This is a genomic window from Streptomyces sp. NPDC048002 (assembly GCF_040653275.1).
Classification (GTDB): domain Bacteria; phylum Actinomycetota; class Actinomycetes; order Streptomycetales; family Streptomycetaceae; genus Streptomyces.
Genome location: NZ_JBEZNL010000043.1, coordinates 39,072 through 54,699 on the forward strand (window position 1 = coordinate 39,072; position 15,628 = coordinate 54,699).

Sequence of the window (15,628 nt, forward strand, 5' to 3'; positions counted from 1 at the left end):
GGCCCCGTGCACCGTGGCCGCGTCCTTCACCTGACGGTTCCGGGTCAGGCGAGCTGAACCCGGGCCCGGCGGCGGGCCGCCAGGGCGAGTGTGTCCAGCAGGGGGACGGTGCGGGACCAGCCAAGGCAGGTGTCCGTGACGCTGAGATCGGGGCGCGGGGGCCATGCCTCCGCGCTCTGGCCCCCGTCGGACAGATAGGACTCGATCATGACGCCGGTGAGGGTGGTGTCCCCCTCGGCGACCTGCCGGGCGAGGTCGGCGACCACGCCCGGCTGACGGTTGTGGTCCTTGCCGCTGTTGCCGTGCGAGGCGTCGACGACCACCCGCCGGGGGAGACCGGCCGCCGCCAGGAGCGTGCGGGCCCACGCGAGGGACGCGCGGTCGTGGTTGGGGGCGGGACCGCCCCGCAGCACCAGGTGGGCGTGCGGGTTGCCGACGCTCCGCACGGCGGCCAGACGTCCGTCCGGCGACAGCACCGGAAGATCGTGCGGACGGGCGGCGACCTGGATCGCGGCCACGGCGGTGTCGAGGCCGCCGGAGACACAGTTCTTCATCCCGACCGGCATACCGAGCCAGGACGCCAGATGGCGGTGCGGGGGACTGGCGACCGTCCGCGCCCCCACGGCACCCCAGGACACCGTGTCGGCCACGTACGGGGCGAGCACCGGGTCGACGAACTCGTAGGCGAGCGGCAGACCGGTGCCCGCGGCACGGGTGAGGAAGGACCGGCCCGTGTGCAGGCCCGCCGCGATGTCCCCCTGCTCGCCGAGCGCCGGTGCCGTGAGCAGACCGGGCCAGCCGCACGCGGTGCGCGGCTTCTCCAGATAGGCGCGCAGGACCACGACGAGGTCGTCCGCGAGGCGTCGCGCGGCGGCGCCGAGCAGGTCCGCGTACTCCAGTGCCGCGTCCGTGTCGTGCACCGAACAGGGGCCGACGACCACGAGGAGCCGCGGGTCCCTGCGGTCGAGCACGCCGGCGATCGTCTCGCGGTGACCGGCCACGGCCGCGCGCACGGCCGGCGGCAGCGGATGAGCCGCCGTCAGTTCCGCCGGACCGGGCAGCGGTCCGCCGACGGGGGGACCGGCCGGATCGAGCACCGGGGCGGGCGCGGTGCCGCCCACGCGGGTGGACACCTCCATCACGGCCTCCGCACGGCATGGGTCCGGGGCAGCCGGGTCGCACCGGCGGCCGCCAGCACGCCGAGTCCGACCACCCACCAGAAGGTGTCGGAGAAGGCCGCGGGGATGTCCTGGTCACGTGCCGCGAGCCGGTCCTGGAGCACCACGGCCAGCGCGGCCGTGCCGACCGAACCGCCCACCGTGTTCAGCAGGTTGAGCGCACCGGAGGCCCGCGGGATGCGTTCGGGCTCGATGCGGCTGTACACGATGTTCATCACCGGAGAGCTGATCATCGCCATCCCGAAACCGCGCACGGTGAGTGCCGCAGCGCTCGCCAAATCCGGCAGCCCGTGGTCGAGCTGGGTGAAGGGCACGGTGCCGGCGAGGACCAGGGCGATCCCGGTGACGACCAGCGTCCGCGGGGCGACGCTGTCGATCGTACGGTTCACCAGCACCGTACCCACGACGGCGCCCGCCCCCTGCGGAGCCAGCAGCAGACCCGTCTCCCACGCCGAGAGGCCGCGGCCGGTCTGGAAGTACAGCGGGAGCAGGAACATCGTGCCGAACACCGAGGCGCCCAGGACGACCAGCGCGAGCGCGGCGGCGCCGAACGGCGGCCGGGCGAAGAGCCGGGGGTCGATCAGGGGGGTGCCGCTGGTCCGCAGGCCGTGCACGGTGAACGCGGCCAGCATGGCGGCGCCCGCCACCACACCGATCGTCGCCGTGACCTCACGGCCGTGCGCCACCTCGGTCAGGCCGTACACCAGCACGGCCAGCCCCGGGGAGAGCAGCGCGGCGCCCCGTACGTCGAACGCCGCCCGCCGGGGCGACGGCGGCAGCACCGGGACATGACGGCGGGCCAGCACCACGGCGACGAGGCCGATCGGCAGGTTCACCAGGAACAGCCACTGCCAGGGCGCCACACCCAGCAGGGCTCCGCCGGCCAACGGGCCGAGCACCGGCGACAGCAGCGGCACCACCGCGACGACACTGATCACCCGCCCGGTACGGGAGGGACCGGCGATCCGCGCCAGCAGCGCCTGCCCGGTCGGCGGCAGCAGACCGCCGCCCAGGCCCTGGAGCACCCGGAAGACGATGAGACTGGCCGCCGACCAGGCCAGCGCGCACAGCGCCGACCCGACCAGGAACACGCCCACCGCGACGAGCCAGACCCGCCGGCCCCCGAAGCGGTCGGCCAGCCAGCCCGAGGCGGGCACCGCCGCGACGATGGCCAGCAGATAGGCGGTGCTGACCCACTGGATCTCGGTGACGGTGGCGTCGAACTCGGTGGCGAGGGTGTCGATGCCGACGCTCACGATCGTCGAGTCCAGGGAGGCCATGAACGTGCCGAGGACCAGGATGAACGCGATACGCATCAGCTGTCCGTCGACCCGCTCGGCGGGCGCCGGTGACGCGGTGTCCTTGCTCATCGGCACTCCAGGAAGGTGAGGATGTCGTCGTCGAGGTGGTCGCCCAGGTTCCGCAGGAGTGCCAGGAGTTCCGCGGCGAGTCCGTCGGCGTCCGGTGCGCCCCGGTGGGCGAGTACGGCCGTCCAGGTGTCGCCGTCCGGCATGACGGTCAGGGTGACCGGGTGGTGGGTGGCCTCCCGGAACCGGGTCCCGACGAGGGTGAGCCCAGGGGCGGGTTCACGCAGCCGGTCCGGGTCCACGGGGTAGTTCTCGAAGACCACGAGGCTGTCGAAGAGCCGCTGTCGCCCCGTCGTCCGCTCCAGGTCCGCGAGGGCCACGTGCTGGTGGTCGACCAGCCGGCGCTGACCCGCCTGGAGCGCGGCGAGTGTGTCGGCCAGCGTGCCCGTCAGCCGGGCCCGCACGGGCACGGTGTTGGCCAGCAGGCCGATGATCTCCTCGACGCCCTCCAGCTCCGGCGGACGGCAGGCGACCATGGCGCCGAAGCAGACGTCCCGGCGGCCGGAGCGCCGGGCGAGCAGCACCGCCCAAGCGCCCTGCACCAGCGTGTTCCGGGTGAGACCGCGCTCGGCGGCCAGCCGGGTCAGCCCGGCCACCAGCTCCCGGTCGAAGGTGACGACCGTCGGCTCCCGCCACGCCGGTCCCAGCTCCCCGGCCCCCAGGTAGTCGCCCTCGGGCAACCCTGCCAACTCCGCTGCCCACAGCGCGAGATCGGGCTCGTGCTCGGCGCGCCAGCGCAGGTAGTCGGCGAACGGCACGGGCGTGGGCAGGTCCGTTGCCGCGCCACGGACCCTGGCCGTGTAGAGCGCGAACAGCTCCCCGAGCATCCGCGGTGCCGACCAGCCGTCCGTGAGCACGTGATGACTGGTCAGGACGAGGTCGGCGCGCTCGGCGCCGTGACGGATCACGGTGAGCCGGAAGAGCGGGCCCTCGGCCAGGTCGAACGGCTGGGCCAGATCGGCGGCGAGCACCTGATCGGCCGGGCCGTCCGTCACCCGGAACTCCGGTCGCGGTGCGACGGGGAGCACCGCGAGGCCCGCGGGGAAGACCGCGCCCAGGTTGGGATGCCGGATCAGCAACTCCTCGCCCGCGGCACGCAGCGCGTCGAGGTCGAGCGCCCCGGACAGGGAGAACGTCGACTGAACGGTGTAGGGGTCGGGCCGCTCCGCGCGCGAGTGCCGCAGCATGACCTCCTGAAGAGGCGTCAGCGACTGCACCTCCGCCCCCGCGCCGCCCGTTCCGACCGCGGCGATCTCCGGGTCGGCGGCCGAACGCAGCAACTCGGTCCTCAGGTGGTCGGCCAGCCGAGCGACCTCTGACTCCTCGAACAGCGCGCGCGGCCAGGTGATCCGCAGGCCGAGCGCGTCGTCGCGCACCAGCGCGTTGACCATCAGCGCGTACGGCAGCGGCATCCGGTCCGAGCCGCCGGAGCCGAGCGGATCCGCGTCCGCGGGGGCCTGCCAGGGCACCTCCCCGGCGGGGGCGCCGGGGAAGCGGCCCAGGTAGTTCCAGGAGATCTCCGGCTCGACCGGGTCCAGCAGTCCGGCCGTGGTGAGGATGCCGTGGCCGAGCCCGTCGCCCTGCGCGCGCAGCCGCTCGCCGACCTCCCGGGGGCCGTCCTCGGGGTCGATCAGGACGGGGTGCACGGCGGTGAACCAGCCGACGGTCTGGGACAGGTCCACCTCGGGCGGGCGGCCGTGACTCTCCAGCGCCACCAGCAGTTCCGCCGTGCCGCGCCAGCTCCGCACCGCCCGCGCGAGGGCCGGCAGCAGCACCGCGTCGGGCGTCGTGCGCAACAGCGCCGGCAGAGTCGTGACCAGGGCGCGGGTGGCCTCCGCGGTCAGCCGGATCTCGTGGTGCGCCGCGGTCGCGGAGGTGTCCCGTGCGGGGTCGAGCGGCCGCGGCGCCAGGGACCGCGGGGCGGTCATCCGCCGCCAGTGCGGCAGTTCGTCCCGCCGGTCCGCCTCGCGCAGGGAGCGCGCCCAGCCGAGGAACGACTGTCCGTGCCGGTCCGGAGTCCCGCCCTCGTGGGCGTGGCGCACGTCGTCGAGCAGGACGCGCCAGGACACGCCGTCGACGACGAGGTGGTGGGCGAGCAGCACGAGCCGGCCGGGCCGGTCCGGTCCCGCGTCCACCCACAGGGCGCGCAGCAGCGGTCCGGTGCGCGGATCCATCGCGTCACGGGTGGCGGCCGTCCACGCGTCGACGACGGCCCGCGGATCGCCGGTCTGCGTGATGCCGGTGAGCACGTCCGCCCCGCGTACCGCTCCGGCCTCCGGGATGCGCAGCGCGTCGTCGGTGAGCCGGGCGCGCAGGACGTCGTGACGGGACAGGACGGTGTCGAGGACGCCCTGCCAGTGCGTCGCGCGGCCGCCGGGCGGGACACAGATCTCCACCCACTGGCAGAAGCCGTCCGCCGCCGTTCCCGCGCGGCGCAGCAGGTCGCGCATGAGGGGGGTCAGCGGCGCGTCCCCGACGGCCGGGGCGGTGGTGGTGTCCCGGGTGCGGGCGCGGGCCGCGATCCCGGCGACCGTCGCCCCCTCGAAGACGTCGCGCGCGCCGAGCAGCAGCCCCTGGCGACGCGCCCGCGACACGACCTGGAGGGAGACGATGCTGTCCCCGCCCAGGGCGAAGAAGTCGTCGTCCGGTCCGATGGCGTCGTCGCCGAGGATGTCGCGCAGCACGCCCAGGAGCACGGCCTCGGCCTCGGTGGCAGCCTCGCGCCGTCGGGCCGTGGCGGTCTCGGGGGCGGGCAGCGCCGCCGCGTCCAGCTTCCCGCCGGGGCTCAGGGGCAGCCGGTCCAGCGGCACCAGTGCCGTGGGCACCATGTGGTCGGGCAACTGGGATGCCAGATACGCCCGTACGGCCGCCGGGTCCCACTCGGAGCCGTCGGAGGGGATGACGTAGCCGACGAGCCGGCCCTCCCGCACGATGACCGCGCACGCCCGTACGCCCGGGTGGCGGGTGAGCGCGGACTCGATCTCGCCCAGCTCGATGCGGAAGCCGCGGATCTTGACCTGGTGGTCGGCGCGGCCGAGGAACACCAACTGCCCGTCCGGACGCCAGCGCACGAGGTCGCCGGTGCGGTACATCCGTTCCCCCGGCGGCCCGAAGGGGTCGGCCACGAAGGCCGCGGAGGTCAGCGCCGGGCGGCCGATGTAGCCGCGGGCCAGGCTCCGTCCGGCGAGATACAGCTCGCCCGTCACCCCGGTTCCGACCGGCTGGAGGCCGCCGTCGAGGACGTAGGCGCGTACCCCGGGGTCCTGGCGGCCGATCGGCAGCGGGCCCGGATCGTCCGGATCGTATTGCCAGGTAACGGAGTTGATGGTGACCTCGGTGGGACCGTAGGCGTTGAAGAGCGCCCTTCGGCCCTTGCCCCAGCGCCGGGCCAGCTCCGGGTCGAGGCGTTCGGCGCCGACGACGAAGAACACGTCCGGGTCGACCGTGCGGTCGTCGGGCATCGCCGCCAGGAACGACGGCAGCAGGTTCACGCCGGTCACCCGGTGCCGGACGATGTAGTCGAGGAGTTCGTCGCCCGGTACGCGCACCTCGTCGGGGGCGATCACGGAGGTGCCGCCGGACAGCAGCGGCACCATCGTCTGCCAGAACGCCACGTCGAACCCGGTCGAGGCGAAGTGCAGATACCGGTCGTGCTCGGTGACGCCGACGACCTCCTCCTGGAGGGCGATCAGATCGGGCACACCTCGGTGGGTCACCCCGACTCCCTTGGGGCGGCCGGTCGTTCCGGACGTGTAGATGACGTACGCCAGCGCGTCCTCGGTCAGGGCGGCACGCGCCTCGGCGGGATCGGTGTCGGGCATCCCGTCCAGCGTGGCCGGGTCGTCCAGACGCAGCACCGGCACCTCGCGGGTGCTCGGCACCTCGGCGCCCGTGGTGAGCGCGGCGGCCGGAGCGATGTCGTCCAGCATGTACGTCAGCCGGTCCCGGGGGTAACCCGAGTCCATCGGCACGTACACCGCGCCCGCCTTGGCGATGCCGAACAGCGCCACCGTCATCTCCACGTCCCGGCCCAGCAGTACGGCGACCGGGTCCTGCGGCCGTACCCCGCGCCGGATGAGAGCGTGGGCCAACCGGTTGGCCTGCCGGTCCAGTTCGGCGTACGACAGGCTGCGGTCGCGGCACACCAGTGCCTCGGCGTCGGGCTTGCGGCCGACCCAGCCGGCGAACTCCGCCAGCCAGTGGCCGCGTTCCCGGGCGGGCACGATGGTGGTGCCCACGCGCAGCACGCGGTCCCGCTCGTCGGCGTCGAGGCTGGGCAGGGCGATCGCGGGCCGTTCCGGGTCGGCGACGATCTCCCGCAGCAGATGGTGCAGCCTGCGGCCGTAGTCGCGGACCGTGTCCTCGGTGAAGGCGCGCGGCTGGTAGCCGAGTCCGATCGTGACGGCCTCGCCGGGCAGCACGATGACGGTGAGCGCGTAGTGCGTGGCGTCGGTGATGTCCACGCCCGCCAGGTCGAGTCCGGGGCCGACCGGCTGCCGGTCCCGGCTGGAGAGGGGGAAGTTCTCCATCACCAGCATGGTGTCGAACAGTTCACCGACACCGGCCGCCCGCTGGATCTCCGGCAGGCCCACGTAGTGGTGGTCGGCGAGGGCGACACTCTCGGCCTGCACCTGCGCCAGCAGCTCTGCCGTGCTCTGGTCCTGGGTGTGCCGTACCCGTACCGGAACGGTGGTGCCGAGCTGGCCGATCATCGAGCCCACCGCGTCGACCTCGGCGGGCCGCCCCGACACCGGGCAGCCGAACACGACGTCCCGGCGGCCCGTGAGCTTCCCCAGCAGCAGTCCCCAGGCGGTCTCCAGCACCGTCGTCAGGGTCACGCCCCGCTCGCGGGCGAAGGCGCGCAGCCGGTCGCTGAACTCGGCGCCCAGTTCGACCGCGACCCGGCCCGGCCGCTCCACCGCGGTCTCCGTACTGGCCGGGGCCAGCCGCGTGGCACCGTCGACGCCCGCCAAGGCCTCCCGCCAGGCGGTCAGGGACGCCGCCCGGTCCCGCTCGGCGAGCCAGCGGAAGTACTCCGACACGTCAGTGGGGGCGGGCACGTCCGGGCCGCCGCCGAGTTCCGCGTAGATACCGAGCAGGGCACGGCCGACCAGCGGCATCGACCAGCCGTCCAGCAGGGCGTGGTGATTGGTGATCACCAGCTTGTGCTCGGCGGGGCCGGTGCGGCACAGCAGGAAGCGGATCAGGGGCGGACGGGCCGGATCGAAGGGACGGCGCAGTTCCTCGTGCGCGGCCTCGGGGAACCGGTCGTCCGCCCTCCAGTCGAGCACCGCCTCGGCCGGGACGACCTGGACCACCTCGTCGCCCGCCGTGGCCAGGTACACCCGCAGTGAGGGGTGGCGGCACAGCAGCTCCCGCGCGGCCTCGGCCATGCGCTCCGCGTCGAGTTCGCCCTCCAGCGTCGTCACCGCCTGCACGACGTAGACGTCGGTGTCCCGGTCGTCGCGGACCAGGGTGTGGAAGGACAGCCCGACCTGGAGCGGTGTGGCCGGCCACACGTCCGCGACCGGGCCGACCCGCTCCAGCGCGTGGATGGCACTCTGGTCCAGGCCGACCAGCGGAAGGTCCGACGGGGTGAGCCCGCCGACCGCGCCGCGCGCGTGCTCGGCCAGCGCGTCCAGGGCGGTGGCCCAGCACTTGTGCAGGGCGGCGACGGTGTCCGCGTCGAGCACGCCGGTCGCCGCCGTCCAGTCCACGGACAGCCGGGGCGCGCCTTCCTCGTGGACGAAGCAGTTCAGCGCCAGCACCTGTTCGAGGGCCTTGCCGTCCGGTTCGAGCACCGAGAACGCGTCCCGCTCCGGCAGCCGCCACCCGGTGCCGGACAACGGCGCGAACCGGCCGAGGTAGTTGAGCAGCACGTCCGGCGGCGGTACGGCATCCAGCTCGGCGGCGGTCGCCGGGTCCAGGTGGCGCAGGACGCCGTAGCCGATGCCCGCGTCCGGCAGGGAGCGCTTGGCCTCCTTGGCCGCGCGCAGGACGTCACCGACGCCGCCCGTCGCCGGGACGCGCACCGGGAACTCACTGGTGAACCAGCCCACCGTCGCGGAGAGATCGAGCTGCTCGCGGCCGTGGCCCTCCAGGGTGACGGTCACGGCGTCGTCGCCGGAGCCCCACTCGCGCAGCGCCAGGACGAGGGCCGCGAGCAGCACTTCGTCGACGCTCGCGCGGTACGCGGCGGGCAGCGTCGTCAGCACGGCCTCGGTGACCTCCGGCGACGCCACGGTGACCGACCGGTGGGCGGTGGCCACGGTGTCCCGGGCGGGGTCCAGCGGCCGCTCGCCCAGCCGGGCGGCAGCGTCCAGTGCCGCCCGCCACACGGGGAGTTCGGCGCGGCGCGCGCCGGACGTGCCCTGGGCGGCGAGGAGCGTCGCGTGCCGTCGCCAGGACGCCCCGGTGCGGGCGAGCGTTCGGCCCGCGCAGGCGGTGTGCAGGTCGGGCAGCAGGACACGCCAGGACACGCCGTCCATCGCCAGGTGGTGCACGGCCAGGACGAGCCGGTCCGGCGCGTCGCCGGCGGAGCGGACCAGAGCCGCCCGCAGCAGGTCGCCGGCCCGGGGGTCGAGTTCGCCCACCAGACGCCGGGCGACGGTCTCCACGTCTTCGCCGCGCACCTCGCGGACGACCGGCCGGACCGCGCCCTCGGGGAGGATCTCCAGACCGTCGTCGCCGACGCGCAGCCGCAGGGCGTCATGCCGGTCCAGCACCTTGCGCACCCCGGACACCAGGTCGGCGTGGGTGAGTTCGTCGACCGCCAGGGCCGTCCACTGGGCGTACCCCGCCACGACGGCCACATCCGGGTGCGGGTCGAGGAGCCCCCGCACGATCGGCGGCGCGGGAACGGGACCGGTGGGCTCGTCGGCCGGCTCGGGGGCGTCCGCCACCCACTGGGCCGAGGCCGCCAGCGCCGCCAAGGTGCGGCGCGCCAGCAGATCACGCGGCCGCAACTCCAGTCCCAGCGCGCGCAGCCTGCCGCTGACGGTGATCGCGGTGATGCTGTCGCCGCCGAGCGTGAAGAAGTCGTCGTCCACTCCGACCTCGGCCACCTCGAACACCTCGGCGATGGCGGCGCACAGCAGTCGCTCCCGTTCCGTGCTCGGGGCCCGGCCACCGCCTGCCGCCGCCGGGGCGGGCAGCCTGGCGCGATCGAGCTTGCCGTTGGGCGTCAGGGGCAGCGCGTCGAGCACCACCACCGCGGCGGGCACCAGGTGCTCGGGCAGCCGCTCGGCGAGAACGGCGCGGACGGCGTCGCCGGTGAGGGCCGGCGTCGAGTCGGCGGCGTGGCCGGGGGGCGTGTCGGCGGTGCGGCCGGGGCGCGTGTCGGTGGTGAAGCTGGGGCGCGCGTCGGAGGTGCGGCCCGGCGTCGTGTCGGCGGGGCTGAGGACGACGTACCCGATCAGCCGGGACGACCGTACGGCGGCGCCCGCCGCGCTCACCCCGGCAACCGCGGTGAGCGCGGCCTCCACCTCGCCGGTCTCCACCCGGTGGCCCCGGATCTTGACCTGGTGATCGGCGCGCCCCACATACTCGAAGCCCCGCTCCGGCACCCAGCGGGCCACGTCACCCGTGCGGTACATCCGCGCACCGGGCGGCCCGAACGGGTCGGCCACGAAACGCTCGGCGCTCGCGCCGGGCCTGCCGTGGTAGCCGCGTGCCAGGTGCGGGCCGGCCAGGTACAGCTCGCCCGCGCTGCCCCGCGGCACCGGGTGCAGGGCGCTGTCCAGGACGTACGCCCGGGTCCCGGCCAGCGGGTGCCCGATCGACGGGACGCTGCCCGTGACGGGTGCCCAGGTGCTGTCGACGGTCGCCTCCGTCGGCCCGTAGATGTTGCGGGCGGGGACGGCGGACTCGCCGATCCGTTGCCACAGCGCGGGCGGGGTCGCCTCGCCGCCGAGGACGAGCAGCGCCGGACGCAGGTCCAGCAGACCGCCGTCGAGCAGCGGCGCGGCCATGGAGGGCGTCGTGTCGACGACGTCGATGCCGTCCCGGGCGAACGCGTCGAGCAGGGCCTCGGCGTCCCGGGTGGTCTCCGCGTCGTAGACGTGGAGTTCGTGCCCGCACAGCAGCCAGACCAGGTGCTCGAAGGCGGAGTCGAAGGCGAAGGAGTAGGTGTGCGCGACGCGCAGGCGGCGGCCCGCGCCGCGCTCGGTGTCGGCGACGACGGTGGACCGCTGGTGGTGCAGCAGCGCCGCCAGCGAACCGGACCTGACGAGGACACCCTTGGGGCGTCCGGTCGATCCGGAGGTGTGGATCACGTAGCCGAGGTGCTCGGGGTGCCGCGGCGCGGCCAGTTCCTCCGCTCGCAGCGGGCCGCCCGGGTGGGTGTCCGCCTCGGCCAGGAGGGTGGCCCAGGACAGTCCTTCGGTCTCGGTGGCCGTCAGGACCAGCGCGGGGCCGGTGTCCTCGATCAGCGAGCGCAGCCGCTCGGCCGGATGCGTGACGTCCAGGGGCAGGAAGCCCGCGCCCGCGTCCAGTACCGCCAACTGCGCGGCCACCATGTCCGCGCAACGGGGCAGCGCCAGGGCGACGACGTCGTCGGGGCCGATCCCGCGGGCGTGCAGCGCTCGCGCGAGCCGGTGCACCCGCTCCGCCAGCCCGCCCGCGGACAGCCGCTCGTCGCCGCAGACCAGCACCGTGCGCTCGCTGTCGGCGGCGGCCATCGCGTCCAGGGCGGTCGGCACGTCCAGCGGTGTGCCGGGCAGCGCAGACGGCGTCCACCGCGCGGGCGGCCCGCCGGGCTCCCCGGACATCGGGACGCGGGCCACGGTCAGCCCGTCGAGCAGACCGGTCAACAGGGCCCGCAACGCGGTCAGTTTGCCGTCGACCGTGGCCTGGTCGTTGGTACGGGAGTCGGCCTCGAAGCCCAGGTGCAGCCCGCCGTCCGGCGTCGGCAGCACGGCCAGGCCCATGTCCTCGGGCGGGCCGCCGGCGATGTTGCGCATGGTGCCCTTCGCCCCGGCGAAGTTCATCGCCAGGTCGAACGCCTTCAGGTTGATGCCACGGCCGTGCAGCAGCCCGCCCGCGCCCGGCACCCCGAGGTCACGCGGGAGGTCCTCGCCCCGGTAGCGCTGGTGCGCGCGGGTCTCCCGCAGGACACCGGCGACCCGCCTGGTCAGTTCGGCGAGGTCGTCGGTGGCGTGCACCGCCACCTTCAGCGGCAGCACGTTCACGGCCATCGCCGGAGTGCGCAGCTCGGCAGAGGTCGACCGGCACATCAACGGCAGCGCGAAGACCACCTCGGAGCGGCCCAGCATCCGCTGGAGGAAGGCGGCGTAACAGGCGATGAGCGCCTCGCCCCAGGTGACGCCCGCCTCGTCGGCGAAGGCGCGCAGCCTCGCCGTGTCCTGCGGGGGCAGCACGGTACGAGCGGTCAGGGCAGGACCGGGCGGCCCGGCGACGGCCGGCGTGTCGCCGAGGTCCGGCAGCGGCGTGAACCGGTCCACCCAGTACGCGCGGTCCTCGGCCGCCTCGTCGCTGTCGCGGTAGGCCCGGTCGTCGGCGACCAGGGCGGCCATCGTGCCGAAGGCCTTCCGCGGAGCCCCCTTGCCACGCACCAGCGCCGTGTAGCGGGTGGCGGTGCGGCGGGCCAGCATCGCGCCGCTGTAACCGTCGATGACCAGGTGGTGGCCCATCTGCGTGTACCAGACCTCGTGGTCCGACAGACGCAGGACGACGGGGGAGTACAGCGGCCGGTCGGTCATTTCCCGGCACACCTCGGCCGCCCGCGCGCGCTCTGCCTCCACCAGCGCCGCCGCGGCGGCGGAGGGGTCCGCCTCCGCGCCGAGGTCGATGACACGGGGCGGGTCGACCGGCGTGTCGCTGACGGTCTGCCGGGGCCCGTCCGGCGTGTCGAAGACCCGCAGACGCAGGCTCTCCGCCTCCTCGTTGACCGCGCGGACCGCCTCGGCCAGCGCGGCCGTGTCGATCGGCTCGGCACCGGGTTCCTGGCGGATCTCCACCACGTCACCGACGACGTAGTACGGCGAGTCCGGTTCGAGGCGTTGCGCGTTCCAGATCCCCAACTGGGCGCCGGTCAGGGGGAGCAGGCGATCCGAGGGGACGCGTGGGGTGCTCAACTCATGCTCCTTGAAGCGTGGGAACGACCATGGGCGTGCCCGTCACCGGGTCAGGGACGATGACACTGGGCAGATCGAACACGTGCTTGATCAACTCGGCGTCCACGATGTCCGCGGGGTTGCCCTCGGCGACGACGTGACCGTCCCGCATGGCCACCAGGTGGTCGGCGAAACGGCAGGCCTGGTTGATGTCGTGCAGGACGGCGATCACCGTGCGGCCCTCGTCGCGCAGGGCCGACAGCAGACCGAGCAACTGGTACTGGTGGGTGATGTCGAGGAAGGACGTGGGCTCGTCCAGCAGCAGGTACGGCGTCTGCTGGGCCAGGACCATGGCGATCCACACCCGCTGGCGCTGGCCGCCGGAGAGTTCCTGGACGGGCCGTTCCGCCAGGTCGGCGACGCCCGCCGAGGCCATGGCGGTGCGTACGGCGGCCTCGTCGTCGGGCGACCACACCGTCAACAGCGACTGGTGCGGGAAGCGTCCCCGGGCGACCAGTTGACGGACCTTGATGTCCTCGGGGGACAGCGGGTCCTGCGGCAGGAAGCCGAGCTGTCTGGCAAGGTGCTTGGACTTGTAGCCGCCGACCTCGCGGCCGTCGAGCTCCACGTGCCCGGACGCGGGGTCCAGCAGCCGCACGAACGCCCGCAACAGGGTCGACTTGCCGCACGCGTTGGGGCCCACGACGGCCGTGAAGGCGCCGTCGGGGATGTCCAGGCTCAGCTCGGTCGACACGACGCGCTCGCCGTAGCGCAGGGTGATCCGCCGCGCCGTCAGACGCGCCGTCAGACGCGCCGGCCGGAGCGCGGCGCGCCGCGGTTCTCCGTCCGCCCCGGCTTCGCCTGCGGTTTCGACGGCGACCGTCGCCTCACCCGAAGGCTCCTGGTCCACCCTCGTACCTTGCTTGCGGTCGGCGCTCACCGTCGCCCCACCTCCTTGGACAGCAGCCAGATCAGATAGCAGCCGCCGATCGCGGTGCTCACCACGCCCACCGGCAGCGCCACCGGCGCGAGCAGCGCCTGGGCCAGCAGATCGGCGCCCTGGAGCAGGACCGCACCCGTCAACGCGGCGGGCAGCAGCGGAACTCCGGGCGCGCCCGCCAGCCGGCGCCCGATCTGCGGGGCCGCCAGCGCGATGAACGCGATCGGCCCGGCCACCGCGGTCACGGTCGCCGTGCAGCCGACACCGACGAGCACCATCGGCAGCCGCAGCCGGTTCAGCGCGACCCCGGTGGTGACCGCGAGCGCGTCGCCGAGCGAGGTCTGGTGCACGGCACGGGCCTGCGCGGCGATCAGTGCGAGCAGCAGCCCGATCACCCAGAACGGAATGAACAGATCGGCCCAGTCCACGCCGTTGAGCGAGCCGGCGTTCCAGCCCACCGCCGCGATGGCGACCTCCAGCTCGGCCCGCAGCACGATCCACGAGTTCAGGGCCGTCACCATCGCGTTGACCGCGATGCCGATCACCACCAGCCGCAGCCCCGAGAAGCCCCGGTCCACGGAGAGGACGTACACCACGGCCGAGACGATCAGGCCGCCCACCAGCGAGGCGCCCGCCAGCTGCGCGGACGTGCCCGACAGGACCGTGATGGCGAACAGCGCGCCCGTGTACGCGCCCGAGTCGAGTCCGATGACGTCCGGGCTGCCCAGCGGATTGCGGGTCAGGTTCTGGAAGAGCGCTCCGGCTACGCCGAGCGCGGCGCCGAAGACCAGCCCGGCCGTGACCCGGGGCAGCCGCCAGTCGACGATGACCACGGAGTGGTCCGTCCCGCTGAGCGCGGCGACCACCTCGCCGGGGGTGGCCCAGGAGGCGCCGCCGTAACACAGTCCGAGGAACCCGAGACCCAGGCTGAGGGCGACCAGGACGGTCGACGTCAGCACGGTGCGGCGCGAGGTCCCGAGGGCGAGAGCGATCACGTTCACAGTGACCCCGCCCCGTGCCGGCGGACGGCCCAGATCAGCATCGGGCCGCCGAGGAAGGCGGTCACGACGGCCACCGGAACCTCGCCGGTCGGCAGCAGGACCCGCGATCCGATGTCGGCGACGAGCAGCAGCACCGGGCCCAGCACCATCGAGTACAGGATCAGCCAGGGCACCGAGCCCGCGGTGGGCCTGCGCACCAGGTGCGGCACGATCAGCCCGACGAAGAGGATCGGCCCGGCCACCGCGGTGGCCGCGCCGCTGAGCACCGTGATCAGGGTCAGCGTGGCGGCCCGGATGTGCCGCACCCGGGCGCCGAGCGTGTGCGCCACCGTCTCGCCGAGCGCCAGGGCGTTGAGCGGCTTGCTCAGCAGCAGCGCGGCGAGCAGGGACAGCCCGATCGCCGTCATCGGCAGCAGCAGCGGGGCCTGTTCGCGGCCCGCCAGTGAGCCCACGGACCAGAACCGGAAGGCGTCGAAGACGTCCGGGAGCATCAGCCGCAGGCCGAGCCCGACACCGCCCAGCACCGCCGTCAGCGCCATGCCGGCCAGCACCAGCCGCAGCGGCGACTGCCGGCCGACCGCCATCACCAGCAGGGCCGCCAGCACGGATCCGACGACCGCGCAGGCGAGTTGGCCGCCCGCCCCGCTCGCGAGCCCGAGCGCCGAACCCACCGTGACGGCGAGTCCGGCACCCGCGGTGACCCCCAGGATGCCGGGCTCCGCCAGTGGGTTGCGGGCCAGCGTCTGGATGAGCGCGCCGGCGACCGCGAGCGCGGCGCCGACCGCCACGGCCAGCAGCGCGCGCGGCGCACGGACATCCCGGACGATCACATGGTCGTCCGTTCCCCGGTAGTCGAACAGGGCCCGCACCACCTCCACGGGCGGGACCCGGTGGGCGCCGACGCCGATGCTGAGCACGACGACACCCGCCAGCAGCAGCATCCCGCCCACCAGCAGCCCGAGACGCGGCAACTCCCGCCTGCTGCCCGCCCGTTCGGCGGCGCGGATCCCGACGGTCATCGGGTTCCTCCAAGGGCACTTATGTATGACTTCAGAGAAGTGGCCCCAAA

The 15,628-nt window shown here is 74.3% G+C and carries 6 protein-coding genes; all 6 read right to left on the reverse strand.

Annotated features, from left to right (window positions below):
• Positions 1-44 precede the first annotated feature (44 nt).
• The 6 genes from AB0E07_RS33935 to AB0E07_RS33960 all read right to left on the reverse strand — a co-directional run bounded on the left by AB0E07_RS33935 (position 45) and on the right by AB0E07_RS33960 (position 15,578).
• Positions 45-1,139 carry a 3-deoxy-7-phosphoheptulonate synthase gene (locus AB0E07_RS33935; RefSeq protein ID WP_362260715.1) on the reverse strand — a complete coding sequence of 365 codons (1,095 nt, stop codon included), beginning with the start codon at positions 1,137-1,139 and terminating at the stop codon, positions 45-47.
• Positions 1,139-2,548, reverse strand: coding sequence for an MDR family MFS transporter (locus AB0E07_RS33940; protein WP_362260717.1), 1,410 nt, complete (start codon positions 2,546-2,548; stop codon positions 1,139-1,141). The genes AB0E07_RS33935 and AB0E07_RS33940 overlap by 1 nt, the downstream gene beginning before the upstream one ends.
• Complete coding sequence (locus AB0E07_RS33945; RefSeq protein WP_362260719.1) at positions 2,545-12,639, reverse strand: amino acid adenylation domain-containing protein; 10,095 nt, start codon at positions 12,637-12,639, stop codon at positions 2,545-2,547. Before AB0E07_RS33945 ends, AB0E07_RS33940 begins: the two co-directional genes overlap by 4 nt.
• A 1-nt stretch (position 12,640) precedes the next feature.
• Positions 12,641-13,426, reverse strand: a complete 786-nt coding sequence (locus AB0E07_RS33950; RefSeq protein WP_362260755.1) for an ABC transporter ATP-binding protein — start codon at positions 13,424-13,426, stop codon at positions 12,641-12,643.
• Positions 13,427-13,554: 128 nt separating this feature from the next.
• Entirely contained in the window at positions 13,555-14,553 is a 999-nt protein-coding gene (locus AB0E07_RS33955) for an iron chelate uptake ABC transporter family permease subunit (protein WP_362260758.1), read from the reverse strand.
• 2 nt (positions 14,554-14,555) lie between these two features.
• Positions 14,556-15,578: an iron chelate uptake ABC transporter family permease subunit gene (locus AB0E07_RS33960; RefSeq protein ID WP_362260721.1), complete on the reverse strand. Its 1,023-nt coding sequence runs from the start codon at positions 15,576-15,578 to the stop codon at positions 14,556-14,558.
• Positions 15,579-15,628: the final 50 nt, after the last annotated feature.

What these genes read in the sequence shown, in the direction of transcription:
- AB0E07_RS33960 (WP_362260721.1), bottom strand. Translation starts at nt 15,578, where the DNA reads ATGACCGTCGGGATCCGCGCCGCCGAACGGGCGGGCAGCAGGCGGGAG.
- AB0E07_RS33940 (WP_362260717.1), bottom strand. Translation starts at nt 2,548, where the DNA reads ATGAGCAAGGACACCGCGTCACCGGCGCCCGCCGAGCGGGTCGACGGA.
- AB0E07_RS33935 (WP_362260715.1), bottom strand. Translation starts at nt 1,139, where the DNA reads ATGGAGGTGTCCACCCGCGTGGGCGGCACCGCGCCCGCCCCGGTGCTC.